Raw genomic sequence first — 18779 nt, 5'->3', positions numbered from 1 at the left:
ACCGGAGCGATGAAACGCACCTTTCAGCCTTCGAACCTGGTTCGCAAACGCCGCCACGGCTTCCGTTCGCGGATGGCCACAAAAGCTGGCCGCAAGATCCTGAACGCACGCCGCGCCCGCGGCCGCAAGTCGCTGAGCGCCTAAAGCTCACCCGACAGGTTCTGTAAGAGACATGATGCCGCCGGAGGCCCCTGCAGATGGCAACACCGCCACCGGGGAGACGCCCCCGGCGGTATCTGTTTGCGCATCCCCATTGCCCGGCTTGACCGTAATGGCCAAGCGCCGGGATTTTCTGGCTGCCGCACGCGCGCGCCGTCAGGGCACCCAGGGGATGATGGTCCAGGCGCGCAATCGCCGGGACGATGACGCGACGATTCGGGTCGGATTCACCTGTTCGAAGAAAGTCGGCAACGCCGTGGCCCGCAACCGCGCCAAACGCCGCCTGCGCGAAATCGCCCGGATGGTCCTGCCCGAATTGGGCCGGCCGGGATGGGATTATGTCCTGATCGGACGCCGAGACGAGACCGGCACCCGCGATTTCACCGCGCTCGAGTCCGATTTCCGCTACGCCCTGCGCAAGCTGCACGCCCCCAAAACAGCGCCCGACAAATAACCCGATGGGCTCCCGCCCGGACTGGGCCGGATCACAGATCCGCCCTGTCCCGTTGGGCCGGGCGCCGCGCCTGTCGGCGCGGCGCGGTGGCGCACTCTGGCTCATGGGTTTCGCAACACCCCCGCAACACGCGGCACCCTTGGGCGCAAAAACCAGCTCAAAGCCCTCTGTGCTGAATGCAGCGGCTGTTCGAAATACGGCCAGGCACGGAAGCGACCTGTGCAACGTCTGAACAACGTCTGAGCAACGTCTGCGCAACGTCTGAATTTCCGACGCTGCCAATCAGACCTCGATGGCCCAGCGCAGACAGGCGAACCTCCTGGGACCACCCCCAGGATCCGACAACAGAGCGGACAACCGGTTTTGGCCTGTGGGGGTGTCTCTGCAAGCTAAAGGTGAGAATGCACCACCTTGAGCGCATGCTGGAAAGAGGCTTCAGCGAACGCATGGCTTGGTCCGGCTGGAATAGGTTCGATCAGGGATGCTTTCCTTTCAGTCACTTCAACCGGCTGAACCCGGCCTTCCATAACCGTTCCCCACACCTTGACCTCCTTGATTTCCATAGGGTCGACGGTGAGCGGATTGCGATCAAGAACGGTAAAATTGGCGCGTTTTCCCGGTTCGATACTACCGATCTCGTCTTCGAGTTTGAGCGAGTATGCAGCTTCGATTGTCACGCCACGCAACGCATCTTCGGCGCTGACCCTTTGTTCCGGCCCTGCAACCCGACCCGAGGATGTGACCCGGTTTACGGCGCTCCACATCAGGAACAACGGATCACCCGGCGCCATCGGCATATCCGAATGCAAAGACCAGGAAATGCCCGCGCGTGATACATCGCCGATTCGGACCATTGAATCCGCGCGCTCAGGGCCCAGACCAACCTGGGAATATTGATCGGCCAGAGCTGTGACGTAATACGGGTTGGCGCTGACGATTGCGCCAAGATCTGCAATCCGCTTCACCTGATCTTCCGCGCTCACCGCAAAGTGTACCAGAACGGTCCGGTGATCATATCGCGGGGTCCGGCGCAGGTTCATTTCAAGTGTATCCAGCACACGGTCCAGACCGGCATCCCCGTTGACATGCACATGGAGCTGATACCCGGCATCCCAATAAATTCGAAACGCTCTTTCGAAATCAACCTTGTCCATCATCCACTCACCGTCATGCCCGTCCATGAAGGGATCCCGGACCTTCATTTCCAGAGAGTAGATCGCCCCGTCAGCAAAAAGTTTGACCTGATTGGGGGCCAGGCTGGTCATCCCGCCATACCAGCTATCCAGGTTTTCAGTGTCTTGAACCACCCGGTTGTCATCCGAAGACCCCTGAATCAATGTCTTCCCATCTGGCATAAACGACCAGCGGAACGGCATGTCGGGGCTCGAAAACACCGCGTTAATACCATCCTGCACAGGCTTTGACAGAATACCGCCGGGTTCGTTTCCAAAGGTAACGCCCTTTGCGTGCATATAATCCCGGGTGAGCTCCAGCCCCGCTTGCAACCGCTCGGGCGAGGCCGCCAGAGGCGCGATGTTGGGCAGAACCGCAAACAGTCCCTGCTCCCAGAACCGGCCTTCGGCAAAGCTCGACTGCTTTTTTTCAGTGGACGAAAACCCGTCGATCAACTCTTGGGTAACATCACCGAGTTCAAGCGCCACACTGTTCAGGATCATCTCGTGACAGGACCGCGCCCACACCAATATTGGCTGCGTGGTGCTGATCGCATCGAGATCTTGGCGCGTGAGCGCCCCGTAAAAGGCCGGGTGATACCCCCAGGACACCACAGGTTCCGCCGGGTCTGTTCTTGCTTCAACCGCCTTTGTCAGACGGTCAATGAAATCCGTTTTGTCCCGAACAGCCGGGACTGTTCCAAACGGCAACGCCCAATCCTCGATCGACAGGATTTCCGAGGACATCGTGAGGGCAGCCAAAAGCGGATGGTCATGCTGGGCAATAAAACCCGGCACGATCACCTTGTCGGCAAACCGGTCGTCGATCGTGTGACGCTGTCCCTTGAGTGTCCCCACCACGTCATCGAGCGTACCGGTCAAAAGAATGCGCCCGTCCACCACGGCCACGGCATTTACAACCGGTTTCGCCGGATCAAGCGTGAGAACGTCCCGCGCGGTGTAGACAGTGACTGTTGGCAGCGGAATGACTTTTGCCCCGATATCAGCAAGAGACGTGGTCTGGCCAAGGGCTGCTCCAATTGGCGACACCATCGCGATCGTGGATACGGTTACTTTCAACAGGTTTCGGCGATTCAATGAACTCATGTATCTTTCCCCTCAAATATCTGGCCAGTGTTCAATCCGCATGTTTGAAAATCAATTGAAAATGGCGACAACACTCAGAACGTTCCGGGCCTCTTCCTCCGAAATTCGGTCTCTTGCTCAGAGCTGACGGGCCGCTGTGGGGCCAACATCTGCTGTGTCCCGTATACCAGACCTTGGCCCGAATCGCAGCGACTGTCGCCATTCCGGCACCGCACGCGGGAGGGCTTGCATGAACAGGGTGGTTTGCCCTGTGAACACCCTATCCTCCCTAAGGGGATGAACAAAACTGTGCGACCACGCATCACGACACAGACGAGCGGACAGGCAAACCTGATGAAACCCCTGCTGACCATCGCAAAGGCTGCTTTCGCAACCCTGCTGTGCGCGACATTTGTTGTCTGGTCGGTGATGCCCACAACCTCGCATGCGCCCGCAGTCCTCGACGTGCTTCAAGAGCACGCTGAGATGATCGCCGAGCACGGGCATTCCCACGGGTTGGAAGGGGATCTGCTGTGGGCCATGCATGGACACAGCCACGACCGTGTCGATCATGATCACAGCCAGGCAATCGTGCCTGGCCCCGATATGGTTCCGCAACCGATCGACATCTACAGAACCGCGTGGCGTCTGGGCTCAGCCACTGTGAAACCTCTGCGGACGTATCAGATCGAACGCCCGCCGCGTGTGTGATGGATCGCGCCCAATGGCGCACATCTTTTGATCATCAAACACATCTGCGGAGTTCAATCCATGACGACAGTCCATCGGGGCTGGATCGACCCCGGCCCACGCCGGATCGTGATCCTGTCCTTTCTTGCGTTAACAGCGCTCTTCCTGAGCGCGAGCCACGCGCTGGCCCATAATGTCACCGAAGGTGACGCGGGTTACATCCAGGAAATCTGGGGGGTGAACATCATCCCCTTCATGTATCTCGGTGCCAAACACATGGTGACGGGTTACGACCACATCCTGTTCCTGCTCGGCGTCGTCTTCTTCCTTTACCGGATGAAGGACGTGGGCATCTATGTCAGCATTTTTGCGCTTGGTCACTCGACCACGATGCTGGCCGGCGTCTGGTTCGGCTGGGGCATCAACGCCTATATCGTTGATGCCATCATCGGCCTTTCGGTGGTTTACAAGGCGCTCGACAATCTGGGGGCCTACCAGCGCTGGTTCGGTGTCCAGCCCAACACCAAGGCCGCAACGCTGATCTTTGGCTTTTTCCATGGCACGGGCCTGGCCACCAAGATCCTCGATTACGAAATCGCCTCGGACGGGCTTCTGGCCAATCTTCTGGCGTTCAACGTGGGCGTCGAACTGGGCCAGATCATGGCGCTTGCCGTCATCCTCATCGTCATGGGGTATTGGCGGAAATCTCCGAATTTCTTCCAACAGGCCTACACCGCCAACGTCGTCATGATGTCCATGGGGTTCATCCTCACGGGCCTGCAAATCATCGGCTATTTTGTAGCCGCCTAAGAACTTGGAAAATCAAAATGTTTAACGCAAAAAAACCGAGCCTTGATGAACTGCCAAGCTCCGCACAGCTGATCCGGTCCACCGCCATTGCCGCGGCCAGCGCCGTCGTGATTCTGGTGACTGTCGTGCTCCCTGCCGAATACAACATCGACCCGACAGGAATAGGTGGCGTGATCGGCCTGACCGAAATGGGAGAAATCAAGACCCAGCTCGCGAAAGAGGCCGAAGCTGACAGGCAGCTAGAACTTGAAGCGCAGGAAGAATCGACCTTGATGAACGATATCTTCGGGCTTTTTGTTGGCGCTGCGCATGCGCAGCAGGCCGAAATCTGGCGTGACGAGACCACCTTTACGCTGGCACCGGGTGCCTCGGCCGAATGGAAGATGGTGATGGAAAAAGGGCAGACGGTGGAATACCGGATGCTCGTTGACGGCGGTCGGGTGAACTTCGACATGCACGGTCACGGTGGCGGCAATTCTGTCACCTACCAAAAGGGCCGCGGATCGACGGGCGACACAGGCGAAATCGTTGCTTCATTCGACGGCGACCGGGCTGGTTCTGGCGCAATCGCGACAGCACAGACGTCACTGTCACCATTCAGGTGCGCGGCGAATACGCCGAGTTCAAGAACGCCAGCCAAAGTTGGGGGCTGCCAATGCCGCACCATGCGGGGTCGGCAGCCCCATTTCCCACACTCCGGGTTGTCGATGTCGGCCATTTTACCCAAACACTGGACGCGTGAACCGGCACCGTGAAAGGGCGCTGTGTCCGGCAATGCGGCGGCCCCCCACACATCACAGCCCTGTCCGCTGTGGGCCGGCTACAGCCGTCGTTCCCGGCGCTCTGATCAACAGCCGTGCCCCATGGGCCCCCCCTTCGTCACCTTCGCCAAAACCCTCATCCAAAACGGCGCGCAGGGCGTCCCCGCGACAAAGCAGCCACGCAACTTCCCTCTCCCGGCGTTTGCCCTTATCTTTGCCGGATGTCGCCTCTTGCCCATATCGTTGCCCTGCCCGTGCGGGCCTATCGTCTGGTGTTCAGCCCCTGGGTTGGGTTCAACTGTCGGTATCAGCCAACCTGCAGCGCCTATGCGCTCGAAGCGCTGGAGAAACACGGGCCGATCCGGGGCAGTTGGCTGGCGCTGCGGCGGATCGGGCGCTGTCATCCGTTGGGCAGTGATGGGTATGATCCGGTGCCTGACCGGCCTGACCGGCCTGATCGCGGCAAAAATACCGACATCTGAGCGATTCGGGTGTCAGCCGGTGCACGGGTGGTGCACGCATGGTGCACGGATATCACCCCCCCCTGTTTTTACAGATGTGGTAAACGCAACGCCCGCCTCTTGCCCGAAATTGGCAACTCTAGTAAGGCCCGTCCATGTTCGATAAAACTGACGAAATCCATCCGCTGTTCCACGGTGCCCCCACCAGCACCGAGTTCAAGAAGCTGCGCAAACGCGTCGTGCGCCAGACGCGCGAGGCGATCGAACAATATGGAATGATCCAGCCCGGCGCGCGCTGGCTGGTCTGTCTGTCGGGCGGCAAAGACAGCTACACGCTGCTGGCCATCCTGTATGAATTGAAGTGGCGCGGGTTGCTGCCGGTTGATCTGTTGGCCTGTAATCTGGACCAGGGACAGCCCGGATTTCCAGCCACTGTCTTGCCGGAATTTCTGGAAAAAATGGATGTGCCGCACCGCATCGAATATCAGGACACCTATTCGATTGTCATGGACAAGGTGCCTGAGGGGCGGACATTCTGCGCCCTTTGCTCGCGTCTAAGGCGCGGTAATCTTTATAGAATTGCACGCGAAGAAGGTTGTTCGGCGGTCGTTCTGGGGCATCATCGCGATGATATCCTGGAAACCTTTTTCATGAATCTGTTCCACGGCGGCCGTCTGGCCACCATGCCGCCCAAGCTGGTCAACGAGGAAGGCGATCTGTTCGTCTATCGTCCGCTCGCGCATGTGGCCGAAGCCGATTGCGAAAAATTCGCCAAGGCGATGGACTATCCGATCATCCCCTGTGATCTGTGCGGCAGCCAGGACGGGCTGCAACGTCAGCAGGTCAAACAGATTCTCGACCAATGGGAGCGCAACAGCCCCGGCCGCCGTCAGGTGATGTTCCGGTCCCTGATGAACGCGCGCCCGTCCCATCTTCTGGACCCCAAATTGTTCGATTTTGCAGGACTCTCGCTGAATCCTCGAAAAAACGATGACAATCTGATGGAAATTCCTCAGCTGCGTTAACACACAAAACAGATTCGGGGGATTACGGTCGGGCCAAGCGATTTGAAAGGTCCTGTCATGCCTCAGCCGCCCTCCGGCCTGCATTCCCGACTGCAAAAGCATGTGTTGCCCATTTTGCTGGGCCCTCCGGTGTTGGCATTCCTGCCAGCGTTGACGCTTGGTGCTTTCTGGCTCGGCGGGGAATTTGCGTTGATCTTGACTTCGCTCGGATTGCCTTTGGTGTTCGCATTTTTCGGTGCATTCGAATATTGGCGCCGATCACAAGCAGGCACCCATGATGCCATTACCGGGTTGCTGTTGCGCCCCGGGTTTGAAGAGGCGGTTGAAAAGACGTTTGACCGCACTGCCGACGGCAATTTGCGCTCGGCATGTTTCATGCTCGAGATCGACGAATTTCGTGAGATCGCCGATCGTCATGGTCAGGCGGCTTCAGACACTGTGATTTCGCGCACCGGCGATCGAATTCTGTCTGTTCTCAGAGATTCGGATGCCGTTGCGCGTGTGGGTGACAGCCGGTTTGCAGTTTGCCTGTCTGGGGTGAACCAACTGGATCTTGAGCTGTGCATACAAATGGCAGGACGGCTGCAGTCCGTTATCGAAGAACCGGTTTCATTGGATGGGCTGTCGCTGTATCAGTCCTGTTCTGTTGGATTTTGCCTGCGCAACCGAACACCGGGACGCGCCTGGAATGAATGGGTGGAAGCCGCTTCTGCAGCCTTGATCGAAGCCCAGAAAAACGGCCCCTCCTGTATCCGCGCCTATTCTGCAGAGATTCATCGTCAAACCAAGGCTCGCGGAGATCTTCGGGAAGAGGCCGCCAATGCACTGGAAAACGGCCAAATCCAACCTTGGTTCCAACCACAGATATCGACGGACACCGGCAAAGTCACCGGCTTCGAAGTGTTGGCCCGCTGGGCGCATCCGATCCACGGTCTGATCCCACCGGATGTATTCCTGCCTGCTATGGAAGAAGCGCATCTGTTGGAACGCCTAAGTCAGGTGATGATGTATCATGCGATGACGGCGCTGAAGGCCTGGGATAACGCGGGATATGACGTCCCCCGTGTGGGCGTGAATTTTGCCACAGATGAATTGCGTAACCCGGGGCTTGTTGACAAGATTAGATGGGAATTGGACCGCTTTGAATTGTCCCCGGACCGCTTGGCCATCGAGATTCTGGAAACCGTGATGACCGACAATCCGGATGATATGGTAACCCGCAATATCATCGGCCTCAGCAAGCTGGGATGCCGCATTGACCTGGACGACTTTGGTACGGGCCATGCCTCCATTGCCTCGATCCGTCGGTTCAAGGTGTCTCGGATCAAGATCGACCGATCCTTTGTGACCAAGGCCGACCGGGATCCGGAACAGCAGCGCCTGATCGGTGCCGTTCTGACCATGGCGGAACGGTTGGATCTGGAAACTTTGGCCGAAGGCGTCGAAACTGTCGGCGAACACGCATTGTTGGCGCAACTGGGTTGCGATCACGTTCAGGGGTTCGGGATCGGGCGCCCGATGCCATTCGACCAGACTGTGGATTGGATCACTGCACATCAGGCAAAATTGCAAGATGCACCCAAAATTGGGCGGCAATTGGGGTAAATCGCGGTAAACCGGCGCACACAGGCAGGAAGACTTCTCCAAAACCCCGGTTTCCGCTTGACCTTTGCAGCCCTACTCTGTTGAACCCACTCTGTCATTCCATGCACAAGGTGGCAGTCCCAGATGGACGATCAGAACAAAAATCTAATCCTCGCAACTGCGCTCAGCTTTATTGTGATTCTCGTGTGGTTCGTCGTGTTTCCCCCGCCGGAGCCCGAAGTCGCGTCAGAAACCACCCCCGTATCGCAAATTGCGGCAGATGGGGATACAGCGGCAGCACCGGCAGTGAGCTCGGCCAGCACGGGTGCGGTCACTGGCGCAGAAGCCAAGGCTCCTGAGGCTGCGCGGGTCACCATCGACACCGCCAGGATTTCCGGCAGCATCTCGCTGCAAGGTGGTCGCATCGACGATCTGTCCCTCAAGGACTATCGGGTCACAATCGAAGAAGGTGCCGACATCGTGCGGATGCTGTCTCCGGTTGGCGAACCTTCTGCCTATTATGCCTTGTACGGATGGGCTCCAGGCACTGGGCTTGGCCTGGATGATGTTCCTGGTGCAAATACCATTTGGACAGCGCCTGCTGGCGAAACACTGACGTCTGAATCGCCGGTCACCCTGTCCTGGGACAATGGCAATGGGCTGCTCTTTAACCGCAAGATTTCTGTTGACGATAACTATCTGTTTACGGTCACGCAGAGCGTAACCAATTCCGGGACCAGCACCGCCGCGTTGGCCCCCTATGGGATTCTGGCCCGGCATGGGGAACCGCAGGACCTTAAGAACTTCTTTATCCTTCACGAAGGCGTCGTTGGCATGGCCGACGGAGAGCTGTCTGAAATCGATTATGGTGACATGCCTGATTTCTCGGTTGACCCCCGCGAAGGTGCCCGTGCCGAGGTCAAACAAGTCGAGACAGATGGTTGGATCGGGTTCACCGACCACTATTGGATGTCGACTCTGGTTCCCGCATCAGGCCAACCTTTCAAATCGGTCGCCAAATATGACGAACGCCGGGACATCTATCAAACCGAAGTTGTCCTGCCGACCATGACACTGGCCGCCGGAGAAACTGCCGAAGTTTCCACCCAGCTGTTCGCAGGCGCAAAGGAATGGGGCACCATCCGTGCCTATGAAAAAAGCGGCATTGCCGGTTTCCTTGACAGCATCGACTGGGGTTGGTTCTTTTTCCTGACCAAGCCGATATTCTGGCTGCTGCACGAGATCAACAAGCTGATCGGCAATATGGGCTGGTCGATTATTGGCCTGACGCTGATCATCAAGGCAATCCTGTTCCCTCTGGCCTATAAATCCTATGTTTCGATGGCCAAGATGAAAGAGCTGCAACCACAAATGGAAGCGCTCAAGGAAAAGGCCGGTGATGACCGTCAGAAAGTCCAGCAGGGCATGATGGAGCTTTACAAGAAGGAAAAGGTAAACCCGGCCGCCGGGTGTCTGCCTATCCTGCTGCAGATCCCGATCTTCTTTTCGCTCTACAAGGTGATCTTTGTCACCATTGAACTACGCCAGGCGTCATTCTTTGGTCCCTTTCAGGACCTCAGCATGCCGGACCCGACATCCATCATGAACTTCTTTGGCTGGGCTCCATGGGCAGGGCCAGAGCCAGGAACCCTGATGGCGACAATCTTTATCGGTATTCTGCCTTTGCTTTTGGGCATTTCGATGTGGATTCAGCAAAAGCTGAACCCGGCACCGACAGATGCAACACAGGCCATGATCTTTGCCTGGATGCCATGGGTGTTTATGTTCATGCTGGGCAGCTTTGCCAGTGGCCTCGTCGTATACTGGATCGCCAACAACACGATCACCTTTACACAACAGTATCTGATCATGCGCAGCCAAGGGTACAAGCCAGACGTGTTTGGCAACATGATGTCCAGCTTTAAACGTGGTCAGAAACCGGACGCAAAATGACAGGATCTGTCACCCAAATCTGGCGGCACCCGATCAAATCGCATGGTCGGGAAGCTCTGGATCAAATCGCATTGACCGCCGGGCAAACCATGCCCGGCGATCGTCTTTGGGCGGTTGCCCATGAACTGTCGACGGCTGACGGTTCTGAATGGGTGCCCTGTCAGAACTTTAATCGCGGGTCCAAAGCCCCCCGACTGATGGCCATTGATGCCCGTCTGGACGATGCGACCGGTCGCATGACGCTAACCCACCCGGATCTGCCTGATCTGACCTTTTCCCCCGATGATGAGGCCGATCATGCCCGGTTTCTGGATTGGGCCGGATCGCTGATCCCAGAGAATCGAGCCGCGTCCGCGCGGCTCATGCGGTGCCCTCGGCGGGGATGGACCGACACCGATCTGTTGTCCGTCACCCTATGCAATGCGGCCTCTCACCGAGCCGTCGAACGGGCTATTGGCCATCCCCTGGCGACGCAACGCTGGCGCGGAAACCTATGGTTTGATGGGATGGCAGAATGGCAGGAATTCGATTGGATAGATCGCGAAATCCAGATTGGCGATGCGGTGTTGATCCCAAGGGAACGCACAGAACGCTGTTTGGCGACCACGGCAAACCCAGCCACCGGTGAACGCGATGCAGACACGTTGGGCACGCTCATGTCACAATGGGGGCACAAGGATTTTTCAGTGCGCGCAGAAGTCCTGCGCAGCGGTACAATCCGCATTGGCGATCAGGTAAAGGTGCTGTGATGCAACTTCAATTCCCTCTGGCCGAAGAGCCGGACGACTATATGACCGAACAGGGGCGCAAGCTGTTTGCTGGTGATTCTGAATTCGTCAAAGGCGTGGTTGCGATGTCCGGCCTGCCTGAAGCAGACCGAATCGAGGTATGTTTCGCCGGGCGATCAAATGTCGGAAAATCGAGCCTTATCAACGCTGTAACTGGAAGAAAGGGACTTGCCCGGGCATCAAACACGCCAGGGCGAACCCAAGAGATCAACTTTTTCACCCAGGGGCCCGAGCTGTATCTGGTCGACCTTCCCGGCTATGGGTTTGCCAATGCCCCGCTCAAGATCGTCGAAAAGTGGCAAAAGCTGCTCAAGCAATACCTGAGTGGTCGCCAGACCTTGCGTCGGGCATTCGTGCTGATTGACAGCCGCCATGGGGTCAAGCCGGTGGATGATGAAATCATGTCACTGCTGGATTCCAGCGCCGTCACATTCCAATGCGTGATGACCAAAGCGGACAAGGTCAAGGCAAAGGACAGGGACCGCATCCTGTCCCAGGTTCGTCAGGCCTTGTCCAAACATCCCGCAGCCTATCCGGAGATCATCCTGACATCGTCGGAAAAGGGCGATGGGATTCCAACGCTGCGGTCGATCATCGCCAATCTGGAATAACCCGATCTAAGCGTTTTGTCGGGGCACATCATACGTGCTGTGCCCCATTCACTTCGATTTCGGCCCCAGAAATATACGAACTGTCCTGCGAACACAGAAAATAGATCGCGGCCGCAACTTCCTCGGGCTGGCCCAACCGCTTTAATGGCAGCTTTGCAACAATCTTGTCAGTGCCTGGCGACAGAATCGCGGTTTCCACCTCCCCAGGTGCAATTGCATTGACCCGAACCCCCAACGGCCCAAAATCATGCGCCATTTCCCGCGTCAGGGCCGCCAGAGCCGCCTTGGACGTTGAGTAGGCCGCACCGGCAAAAGGGTGCACCCGGCTGCCGGCGATGGAGGTCACATTCACCACTGACCCCTTTGCAGCCGCCAACTCGTCCCGCAGCCCACGGGCCAGAACAACAGAGGCAAAAAAGTTCACGTGGAACACCTTTCCCCAGGTCATCAGGTCCGTATCCAAAGTGTTAAGCCGTTCGCCATCCGGCCCTTTGGGCGAAACTCCAGCATTATTGACCAGGGCATCCAGCCGCCCGTCCAGCTTTTCCTGTATGGCTCCGACCGCGTTGATTGTCTCAGAGGGGTCGCTCAGGTCCAGTTCGACATGATCTTCGCGACCACCACCCCAGGGGCATTCCTTGGGAAAGGGATGACGCGAACAGGTGATAACTCGCCAGCCTTCGCTATTGAACCGGCGCACTGTGGCATGGCCAATGCCCCGGCTGGCCCCTGTCAGCAACAACGTTCTGCGCGTCATATCCAAAATCCCTGTCGGTCAAACTCACCGCGACCCTATCACTCGGCGCTATAACCGCAATGCTGCACTTGGCACCGGCCCAAGTTCCGCGTAACACGGGGACCCAAAGGGACCGGGACCATGAAGACACGAGCTATGAATCGCAATTGGATCGCCACAGCTGAAACTCTCTCTTCGGCGCTGCCGTATTTACAGCGCTATGACGGGGCCATCGTCGTTATCAAGCTGGGCGGACACGCCATGGGCAGCGACGAAGCCATGGACAGCTTTGCCCGCGATATCGTTTTATTGCAGCAGGTTGGCGTGAATCCCGTCATCGTGCATGGCGGTGGCCCGATGATCAATGCGATGCTCGAGCGGCTCGATATTCAATCGGAATTCGTGAACGGCAAGCGGGTAACAGACCAAGCCACCGTGGAAGTGGTTGAAATGGTGTTGTCCGGTGTGGTCAACAAGCGGATCGTACAGGCGATCAATCGTCAGGGCGGCCGCGGAGTCGGGTTGTCGGGAAAAGACGCCAATCTGATGATGTGCGAGCAGACCAACCCGGATCTGGGCTTTGTCGGCACACCGGCCGACATGGACCCCTCCTTGCTGCACAACCTGTTTGAGAATGACATGATCCCGGTCATCGCGCCCTTGGGCGCAGGGCGGGATGGCGAGACATTCAACGTCAATGGCGATACAGCTGCGGGGGCCATCGCGGCTGCGTTAAAGGCGGATCGGCTGTTGCTGTTGACCGACGTCTCCGGCGTCAAAAACGCTGACGGCGACGTTGTAACAGAGCTGAAGGCCGAGAAGATCCGTGAGATGACCCGTGAAGGGGTGATTGCCGGGGGCATGATCCCCAAAACGGAAACCGCGCTGAACGCGATTGATGGCGGCGTACGGGCCGTTGTCATTCTGGATGGTCGCGCGCCCAATGCTGTGCTGCTGGAATTGTTCACCGAACATGGGGCCGGGTCGCTGATCCGCGCCTGAATCTACATGGCCACCCTTGGACAGGTCGGCTTTTGACGAAAACGTGTGGCTTTCCGGCTTGCGTTTGCGCGATACATGCGTGCTCATGCATGTATGGAACACGAAACCCTGATCCGCCTGGGTGTTTTTCTGGGCTTGTTCTGCCTGTTCGCAGGGGCCGAAGCGCTGATACCCCGGCGCAGTCGCTGTGTCCCGCGTGGCAGGCGCTGGACAACCAACCTGTCGATCACCGTGCTGAACAGCATACTCTTGCGAGGCCTTGCAGTGTGGATGCCGTTGCTGGCAGTCGGGGCAGCATTGGATGCCTCGGCCCAGGGATGGGGGGTGTTCAACCACCTCGCGCTGCCTGCCTGGGTCGAATTCACATGCGCCATCTTGATTCTGGATTTTGGGATCTGGGCACAGCACCTGATCACCCACAAGATCCCCGTTCTCTGGCGCCTGCACCGGGTTCACCACGCCGACCGGGATATGGATGTCACGACAGCGGTTCGATTCCATCCGGTGGAAATCGGTCTGTCCATGATACTGAAAATCGGCCTCGTCTATCTGTTGGGACCTGCCGCCATAGCGGTTGTCCTGTTCGAAATCATCCTGAATGGAACGGCCTTGTTCAATCATTCCAACCTACGCTTGCCACCGGGGTTCGACCGAATGTTACGCGTGGTTCTGGTGACACCCGATATGCATCGGGTCCATCATTCGGTACATCGCCACGAGCATGACAGTAACTATGGCTTTGCTCTGTCCATTTGGGATCGGATTTTTCGGACCTATATCGCCCAACCAGCGGACGGGCATGACGACATGGTTGTCGGGCTGCAATGGCAGGATCACCGCCCCTCCCAATTGGGGTGGAGCCTGAAACTCCCCTTCAAGAGGCACTGAAGATGTACACCGAGATTGAAAGCACCGCTCGGGACCACGGTCTGGCAATCCTGGGGGCGCTGCACCCACGGCTGACACCAACAAAATCTGTGGATCATGGCACGTTGCTCCTTTTGGGAACGGACGCGGGGTTCTGGTCCCTGTTCAAATCCAGCCCTGAAGGCAGGGATGGTTTGGAGAACCCCATTGACCGCTGGTCAAAGCGGGTCATCGGCACCTTGGCAAAGCAAATGGGCGCTCAGGCCCATTATCCGTTCGGAGGCCCACCACACGCGCCTTTTGTCAGCTGGGCGCTGGACAGTGGCAGAGTATTTTCCAGTCCGACAAAAGTGATGGTTCATGACACGATGGGCATGATGATCTCATTTCGAGGCGCGCTTTTGTTTGATCAGGAATTTGATATTCCCGCCCCTCGCCTCTCCGACTCTCCCTGTCATGGTTGCGTCGATAAACCCTGCACGACAACCTGTCCGGTTGGAGCCATGAATGCCCAAGGGAATTTCCTGGTCAAGGATTGCTATGACTTTATCGCCCAAACCGGCGAATGCGTGACAAAAGGATGCCTGGCCAGAAGCGCTTGTCCGCTCAGTCAAAAATCCGGGCGAAATCCCGAACAAACGTCACATCACATGAGTTATTGTAAGTTCTGATGACTTGCACTTTGATTCTTATCCGCCATGCGAAATCGGCCTGGGACGCGCCTGCTCCCAGCGATCACGCCCGCCCTCTCAACAAACGTGGCCGCAAATCCGCCAAGGCCATTGGACAATGGTTGCGGGACAGCCAGCAAATACCTGACGTGGTGCTGTCGTCCTCGGCGCAGCGCACCCGTGAAACCCATGACCTGTTGTCATTGGAAGCTCCGGTTTCCTTTTCTGAACGGCTGTATCTGGCCAGTTCGGATCTCATGTTCCAGGTTCTCAAAGAAGCCCAAGCGCCCAAGGTTCTGATGCTGGGTCACAACCCCGGCATTGCCGCCTTTGCCCATGCCCTGGTTTCCGAACCGCCAAAACATGAACGGTTCGACGACTACCCAACCGCAGCCACGTTGGTTGTCGATTTCGACATCGCGACCTGGGCCGATTTGAACTGGGGAGGTGGAACAGTGCGGGATTTCATTGTCCCACGAGAATTGACAGCAGACTAAATGAAAAAAGGCCGGGAGAACCCGGCCTTTTCGTTTCTGATAATAGAAATCAGTGCCCCAGAATCTGGCTCAGGAACAGTTTGGTCCGTTCTGATTGGGGGTTGTTAAAGAACTCTTCTGGCTCGTTCTGTTCCACAATCTGCCCCGCGTCCATAAAGATCACGCGGTTCGCCACCTGACGGGCAAAGCCCATTTCGTGGGTCACACACAGCATGGTCATCCCTTCTTCGGCCAGTTCGATCATGGTGTCGAGCACCTCTTTGATCATCTCGGGGTCCAACGCCGATGTCGGTTCATCGAACAGCATGATCCGCGGCATCATGCACAGAGACCGGGCAATCGCGACACGTTGCTGTTGACCACCGGACAACTGACCGGGGTATTTGTCCGCCTGTTCAGGAATCTTGACCTTTTCCAAAAAGTGCATCGCACGCTCTTCGGCTTCCTTTTTGGGCGTCTTTCGTACCCAAATCGGAGCGAGTGTGCAGTTTTCCAGAATGGTCAAATGCGGGAACAGGTTAAAGTGCTGGAACACCATCCCAACTTCGGACCTGATTTTGTCGATGTTTTTAAGGTCATTGGACAATTCGGTCCCATCCACAACGATCTTGCCCTGCTGGTGCTCTTCCAGCGCATTCAGGCAGCGGATCAAAGTGGATTTGCCAGAGCCCGACGGGCCAGCGATCACAATCCGCTCGCCCTGATGAACGGTCAGGTTGATGTCACGCAGCACGTGGAAAGACCCGTACCACTTGTTCATATTGTTGATTTCGATCGCGACCTCGTCGCTCACCTGCATCTTGGAGCGGTCGATTTCGCGGTTTGTAGCCAGTTCAGACATATGTTGAACTCCTTAACGGTGATCGGTGGCGAGACGACGCTCGAGCCACTGTGAGTATTGAGAAATGCCGTAGCAGACGACAAAGAACACAACGCATGCAAAGCCGAGCAGCTCCCAGTACACGCCGTTCCATTCGGTCGATGCCAGGATCGGACCACGGATCATACCGATGATGTCGAACATCGAAATCACGGAAACCAGCGTTGTATCTTTGAACAGACCCACCGCCACGTTCACGATACCCGGAATCGAGATCTTGAGCGCCTGCGGCAAGATGATCAAACGCATCGCCTGCGAATAATCCAGACCCAGAGAGTCAGCGGCTTCGTACTGTCCCGTCGGCAAGGCTGCCAGACCGCCCCGGATCACCTCGGCGATATAGGCCGACGAGAACATGGTGATCATGATCACCACGCGCAGGAACAGGTCCACCGTGCTTTCAGGCGGGAAGAAGTAGGCCAGCATCACCGACGCCACGAACAGCAGGGTGATCAGTGGAACGCCACGAATGAACTCGATAAAGATCACGCTCATCCATTTGATCAGCGGCATGTCCGACTGACGACCCAGGGCCAATGCTATGCCCAAAGGCACCGATAGGGACACACAGGTCACACCTAGCATCATGTTGAGCATATAGCCCCCGAGATCCCGGCTGGGCACTGCACTCAAGAGTGCGTTTTCCGATGCATTCTCCGGGATCAGAAGACCCCCCACTTTCCAGACCACGAGCGCGACAGCAATCGCACCAAAAAACCCGGCGGCAAAACTGTTGCGCCCCATTTTCTGGAAGGTCACGCCGGCAGCCACACAGCCGGCCAGCGCCACGATCGGCACCATGATCGACCCACCCCAGATCAGCCAAAAGGCAATGAAGGGATAAAGCGCGGTAAAGATCAGCATCTTGCGTGGCAGATCAAAGAACAGCACCGGAGCCAGAGCAACCAGCATCATCACAAAGGCCAGGTTGGGACGCCAGTATTGGTCCGACGGATATTTAAAGCCGTAGATCAGCTGCGGCCAGCGCTCGGTCAGAACCGCAAAACAGGCGCCGCTCTTACCGGCCAGAATCTCGCGGCATTCCGCCAGAGAACTGGCGTTCCAAACACCGTTCAGGATCCAGGGCAGCGTGTTGTTGGCAATCATGTAGATCACCAAGATCGACACAATGGTCAGAACCGAATTGCCCGGTGAGGAGAACAGGTTTTCACGAAGCCATTTGACCACACCGGCTTCACGCGCCGGAGGCGGCAATTCCGGAAGCATGGATTCAGCGACGTAGGCTATGGAGTTTGTTTTCGGATCAGCCATTGCTCAGCGCTCCTTCAGTTTGACGGATGCGTTGTAGACGTTCATCACCATCGAGATCAGCAGCGAGGCCGTCAGGTAGAACAGCATCAGTAGCAGCACGCATTCAATCGCACGGCCAGTCTGGTTCAAAGTGATGCCGCCCAGCGTGGCGGTAATGTCCGCGTAGCCCACGGCGATCGCCAGCGAAGAGTTTTTGGTGATGTTCAGGAAGTTGGAAATCAGCGGTGGAATGATGACTCGCAACGCCTGGGGCAGAATGACCAGGTTCATGATACGACCCTGGCGAAGACCCAACGCGCCTGCAGCTTCGGACTGACCTTTGGAGATTGCCTGAATGCCGGCCCGCACGTTTTCCGCGATAAAAGCGCCTGTATAGATCGACAGCGCAAACCACAGCGCAATCAGCGGTCCACCGATCTTGATGCCACCTTTGAAGTTGAAGCCCTTCAAAGCGGGAATGTCCCAGGACAGCCCCATGACCAGCATCAACAAAAGGAACGGAACCAACCAAACCCCGAGAACCATCATCAAGGTTTTAGGACGTATACCAGTTTCTTCCTGCTTTTGTGTCGCCCAGGCACCAATTTTGCGTGTCACGAACCAGGACGCAACCAGACCCGCAATCACAACAAGCCAATTCATTGAGGGCGATGCGAACAAGCCGTGCTCAAACCAGGGCATCGGAATATAAACACCGCGGTTGGTAAACGCGAACATATCAAACAACATGCTGGACGTGGCATTGTCACCACGGAATGCACGCGGTCCAGGCATCACCGCTGTCATGATGGTGAAGATGATGATGATCCAGATCAGTACCGGAATGTTCCGAAAGATCTCGACGTAAACTGCCATCAGTTTGGAAACCAGCCAGTTGTTCGACAGACGAAGAACACCGGCAATGACGCCGAAAATTGTCGCTGTGATACAGGCCAGGAAGGCAACCAGAAGCGTATTGAGAATTCCAACGATCGCAGCACTCAGGTGCGATGATTGGCTATCATATTCGATCAAACGCTGGTTGATATCGTATCCAGCAGAATCGCCTAGAAACGAATAGGAAATGTTCAATCCTGCAGCACGCAGGTTCTGGATGAGGTTGTTGCCCAGATACCAGATGCTCAGGGCCAGTACGATTGCTGCAATCACCTGAAACGTCAAAGAACGATATCGGGTATCATTGATCAGCATCGACAGCCGAAACCCAGTATTCGGCGGGTCGGTCAAAGTTGACATATTGTGGAATCCCCGTGGCTGACAGAGTCCATCCGACTTGGCAGAGTTTGCTCTGCTCCGGGAT

At 56.9% G+C, this 18779-nt stretch carries 19 protein-coding genes and 1 pseudogene; 15 read left to right on the top strand and 5 right to left on the bottom strand.

Translation table 11 applies throughout. From position 1 onward, the window contains the following. The first annotated feature begins 9 nt into the window (after nt 1-9). Both rpmH and rnpA read left to right on the top strand, forming a co-directional pair. A complete protein-coding gene (gene rpmH / locus QEZ52_RS02320) occupies nt 10-144 on the top strand; it encodes a 50S ribosomal protein L34 (RefSeq protein WP_072775959.1) in 135 nt (44 codons plus the stop codon). Between the two features lie 28 nt (nt 145-172). Further along, on the top strand, nt 173-613 hold the full coding sequence (gene rnpA, locus QEZ52_RS02315; RefSeq protein ID WP_406647665.1) for a ribonuclease P protein component: 441 nt from the start codon (nt 173-175) through the stop codon (nt 611-613). Nucleotides 614-1002: 389 nt separating this feature from the next. On the opposite strand, the gene QEZ52_RS02310 is transcribed toward rnpA, so the two are convergent. Beyond that, entirely contained in the window at nt 1003-2892 is a 1890-nt protein-coding gene (locus QEZ52_RS02310; protein WP_406647663.1) for an amidohydrolase, read from the bottom strand. 333 nt (nt 2893-3225) lie between these two features. On the opposite strand from QEZ52_RS02310, the gene QEZ52_RS02305 reads away from it, so the two are divergent. The 9 genes and pseudogenes from QEZ52_RS02305 to yihA all read left to right on the top strand — a co-directional run bounded on the left by QEZ52_RS02305 (nt 3226) and on the right by yihA (nt 11554). Continuing rightward, nucleotides 3226-3582: a hypothetical protein gene (locus QEZ52_RS02305; RefSeq protein ID WP_406647660.1), complete on the top strand. Its 357-nt coding sequence runs from the start codon at nt 3226-3228 to the stop codon at nt 3580-3582. A 60-nt stretch (nt 3583-3642) separates the two neighbouring features. Next, nucleotides 3643-4371: a HupE/UreJ family protein gene (locus QEZ52_RS02300; protein WP_406647658.1), complete on the top strand. Its 729-nt coding sequence runs from the start codon at nt 3643-3645 to the stop codon at nt 4369-4371. Nucleotides 4372-4388: 17 nt separating this feature from the next. Beyond that, nucleotides 4389-5008, top strand: a pseudogene (locus QEZ52_RS02295) (transmembrane anchor protein); the annotation flags it as partial. A gap of 345 nt (nt 5009-5353) precedes the next feature. Continuing rightward, nucleotides 5354-5614, top strand: coding sequence for a membrane protein insertion efficiency factor YidD (yidD, locus tag QEZ52_RS02290; protein ID WP_406647656.1), 261 nt, complete (start codon nt 5354-5356; stop codon nt 5612-5614). Nucleotides 5615-5748: 134 nt separating this feature from the next. Then, nucleotides 5749-6618 (top strand): tRNA 2-thiocytidine biosynthesis protein TtcA, encoded by an 870-nt coding sequence (ttcA, locus tag QEZ52_RS02285; protein ID WP_406647654.1) that lies wholly within the window; start codon nt 5749-5751, stop codon nt 6616-6618. Between the two features lie 57 nt (nt 6619-6675). Next, the gene (locus tag QEZ52_RS02280; protein ID WP_406647652.1) at nt 6676-8223 is read left to right on the top strand and encodes a putative bifunctional diguanylate cyclase/phosphodiesterase; all 1548 of its coding nucleotides are present in this window, start codon (nt 6676-6678) and stop codon (nt 8221-8223) included. Between the two features lie 123 nt (nt 8224-8346). Then, nucleotides 8347-10155 (top strand): membrane protein insertase YidC, encoded by a 1809-nt coding sequence (yidC, locus tag QEZ52_RS02275; RefSeq protein WP_406647650.1) that lies wholly within the window; start codon nt 8347-8349, stop codon nt 10153-10155. Next, complete coding sequence (locus QEZ52_RS02270) at nt 10152-10904, top strand: MOSC domain-containing protein (protein ID WP_406647648.1); 753 nt, start codon at nt 10152-10154, stop codon at nt 10902-10904. The genes yidC and QEZ52_RS02270 overlap by 4 nt, the downstream gene beginning before the upstream one ends. Then, the gene (yihA, locus tag QEZ52_RS02265; RefSeq protein WP_406647647.1) at nt 10904-11554 is read left to right on the top strand and encodes a GTP-binding protein; all 651 of its coding nucleotides are present in this window, start codon (nt 10904-10906) and stop codon (nt 11552-11554) included. Before QEZ52_RS02270 ends, yihA begins: the two co-directional genes overlap by 1 nt. Before the next feature lie 28 nt (nt 11555-11582). On the opposite strand, the gene QEZ52_RS02260 is transcribed toward yihA, so the two are convergent. Next, nucleotides 11583-12311 (bottom strand): SDR family NAD(P)-dependent oxidoreductase, encoded by a 729-nt coding sequence (locus QEZ52_RS02260; protein WP_406647644.1) that lies wholly within the window; start codon nt 12309-12311, stop codon nt 11583-11585. A 120-nt stretch (nt 12312-12431) separates the two neighbouring features. Between QEZ52_RS02260 and argB the strand changes: the two genes are divergently transcribed. The 4 genes from argB to QEZ52_RS02240 all read left to right on the top strand — a co-directional run bounded on the left by argB (nt 12432) and on the right by QEZ52_RS02240 (nt 15327). Continuing rightward, nucleotides 12432-13292 (top strand): acetylglutamate kinase, encoded by an 861-nt coding sequence (gene argB, locus QEZ52_RS02255; RefSeq protein WP_406647641.1) that lies wholly within the window; start codon nt 12432-12434, stop codon nt 13290-13292. Between the two features lie 93 nt (nt 13293-13385). Further along, complete coding sequence (locus QEZ52_RS02250; protein WP_406650266.1) at nt 13386-14180, top strand: sterol desaturase family protein; 795 nt, start codon at nt 13386-13388, stop codon at nt 14178-14180. Between the two features lie 173 nt (nt 14181-14353). Continuing rightward, nucleotides 14354-14830, top strand: a complete 477-nt coding sequence (locus QEZ52_RS02245; RefSeq protein ID WP_406647639.1) for a ferredoxin — start codon at nt 14354-14356, stop codon at nt 14828-14830. Next, complete coding sequence (locus QEZ52_RS02240; protein ID WP_406647637.1) at nt 14830-15327, top strand: SixA phosphatase family protein; 498 nt, start codon at nt 14830-14832, stop codon at nt 15325-15327. Before QEZ52_RS02245 ends, QEZ52_RS02240 begins: the two co-directional genes overlap by 1 nt. A 49-nt stretch (nt 15328-15376) precedes the next feature. Here the strand turns inward: QEZ52_RS02240 and QEZ52_RS02235 are convergent, their stop codons facing one another. From QEZ52_RS02235 to QEZ52_RS02225, 3 genes are read right to left on the bottom strand one after another with little or no spacing between them, the layout of a single operon-like run. Beyond that, nucleotides 15377-16168, bottom strand: coding sequence for an amino acid ABC transporter ATP-binding protein (locus tag QEZ52_RS02235; protein WP_406647635.1), 792 nt, complete (start codon nt 16166-16168; stop codon nt 15377-15379). Between the two features lie 12 nt (nt 16169-16180). Further along, entirely contained in the window at nt 16181-17479 is a 1299-nt protein-coding gene (locus QEZ52_RS02230) for an amino acid ABC transporter permease (RefSeq protein WP_406647632.1), read from the bottom strand. A 3-nt stretch (nt 17480-17482) separates the two neighbouring features. Then, nucleotides 17483-18715 carry an amino acid ABC transporter permease gene (locus QEZ52_RS02225; RefSeq protein WP_406647630.1) on the bottom strand — a complete coding sequence of 411 codons (1233 nt, stop codon included), beginning with the start codon at nt 18713-18715 and terminating at the stop codon, nt 17483-17485. Nucleotides 18716-18779: the final 64 nt, after the last annotated feature.

The organism is Aliisedimentitalea scapharcae (assembly GCF_045277565.1).
GTDB lineage: Bacteria > Pseudomonadota > Alphaproteobacteria > Rhodobacterales > Rhodobacteraceae > Aliisedimentitalea > Aliisedimentitalea scapharcae.
This window is presented reverse-complemented; position numbering and strand designations above follow the sequence as displayed.

Excerpts from the sequence above, each read along its gene's own strand:
- QEZ52_RS02225 (WP_406647630.1), bottom strand. The coding sequence starts at position 18,715 with ATGTCAACTTTGACCGACCCGCCGAATACTGGGTTTCGGCTGTCGATG.
- QEZ52_RS02260 (WP_406647644.1), bottom strand. The coding sequence starts at position 12,311 with ATGACGCGCAGAACGTTGTTGCTGACAGGGGCCAGCCGGGGCATTGGC.
- QEZ52_RS02280 (WP_406647652.1), top strand. The coding sequence starts at position 6,676 with ATGCCTCAGCCGCCCTCCGGCCTGCATTCCCGACTGCAAAAGCATGTG.
- QEZ52_RS02305 (WP_406647660.1), top strand. The coding sequence starts at position 3,226 with ATGAAACCCCTGCTGACCATCGCAAAGGCTGCTTTCGCAACCCTGCTG.
- rnpA (WP_406647665.1), top strand. The coding sequence starts at position 173 with ATGATGCCGCCGGAGGCCCCTGCAGATGGCAACACCGCCACCGGGGAG.
- yihA (WP_406647647.1), top strand. The coding sequence starts at position 10,904 with ATGCAACTTCAATTCCCTCTGGCCGAAGAGCCGGACGACTATATGACC.
- QEZ52_RS02240 (WP_406647637.1), top strand. The coding sequence starts at position 14,830 with ATGACTTGCACTTTGATTCTTATCCGCCATGCGAAATCGGCCTGGGAC.
- yidC (WP_406647650.1), top strand. The coding sequence starts at position 8,347 with ATGGACGATCAGAACAAAAATCTAATCCTCGCAACTGCGCTCAGCTTT.
- ttcA (WP_406647654.1), top strand. The coding sequence starts at position 5,749 with ATGTTCGATAAAACTGACGAAATCCATCCGCTGTTCCACGGTGCCCCC.
- QEZ52_RS02250 (WP_406650266.1), top strand. The coding sequence starts at position 13,386 with ATGGAACACGAAACCCTGATCCGCCTGGGTGTTTTTCTGGGCTTGTTC.
- rpmH (WP_072775959.1), top strand. The coding sequence starts at position 10 with ATGAAACGCACCTTTCAGCCTTCGAACCTGGTTCGCAAACGCCGCCAC.
- QEZ52_RS02300 (WP_406647658.1), top strand. The coding sequence starts at position 3,643 with ATGACGACAGTCCATCGGGGCTGGATCGACCCCGGCCCACGCCGGATC.
- QEZ52_RS02310 (WP_406647663.1), bottom strand. The coding sequence starts at position 2,892 with ATGAGTTCATTGAATCGCCGAAACCTGTTGAAAGTAACCGTATCCACG.
- QEZ52_RS02235 (WP_406647635.1), bottom strand. The coding sequence starts at position 16,168 with ATGTCTGAACTGGCTACAAACCGCGAAATCGACCGCTCCAAGATGCAG.
- argB (WP_406647641.1), top strand. The coding sequence starts at position 12,432 with ATGAAGACACGAGCTATGAATCGCAATTGGATCGCCACAGCTGAAACT.
- QEZ52_RS02230 (WP_406647632.1), bottom strand. The coding sequence starts at position 17,479 with ATGGCTGATCCGAAAACAAACTCCATAGCCTACGTCGCTGAATCCATG.
- yidD (WP_406647656.1), top strand. The coding sequence starts at position 5,354 with ATGTCGCCTCTTGCCCATATCGTTGCCCTGCCCGTGCGGGCCTATCGT.
- QEZ52_RS02270 (WP_406647648.1), top strand. The coding sequence starts at position 10,152 with ATGACAGGATCTGTCACCCAAATCTGGCGGCACCCGATCAAATCGCAT.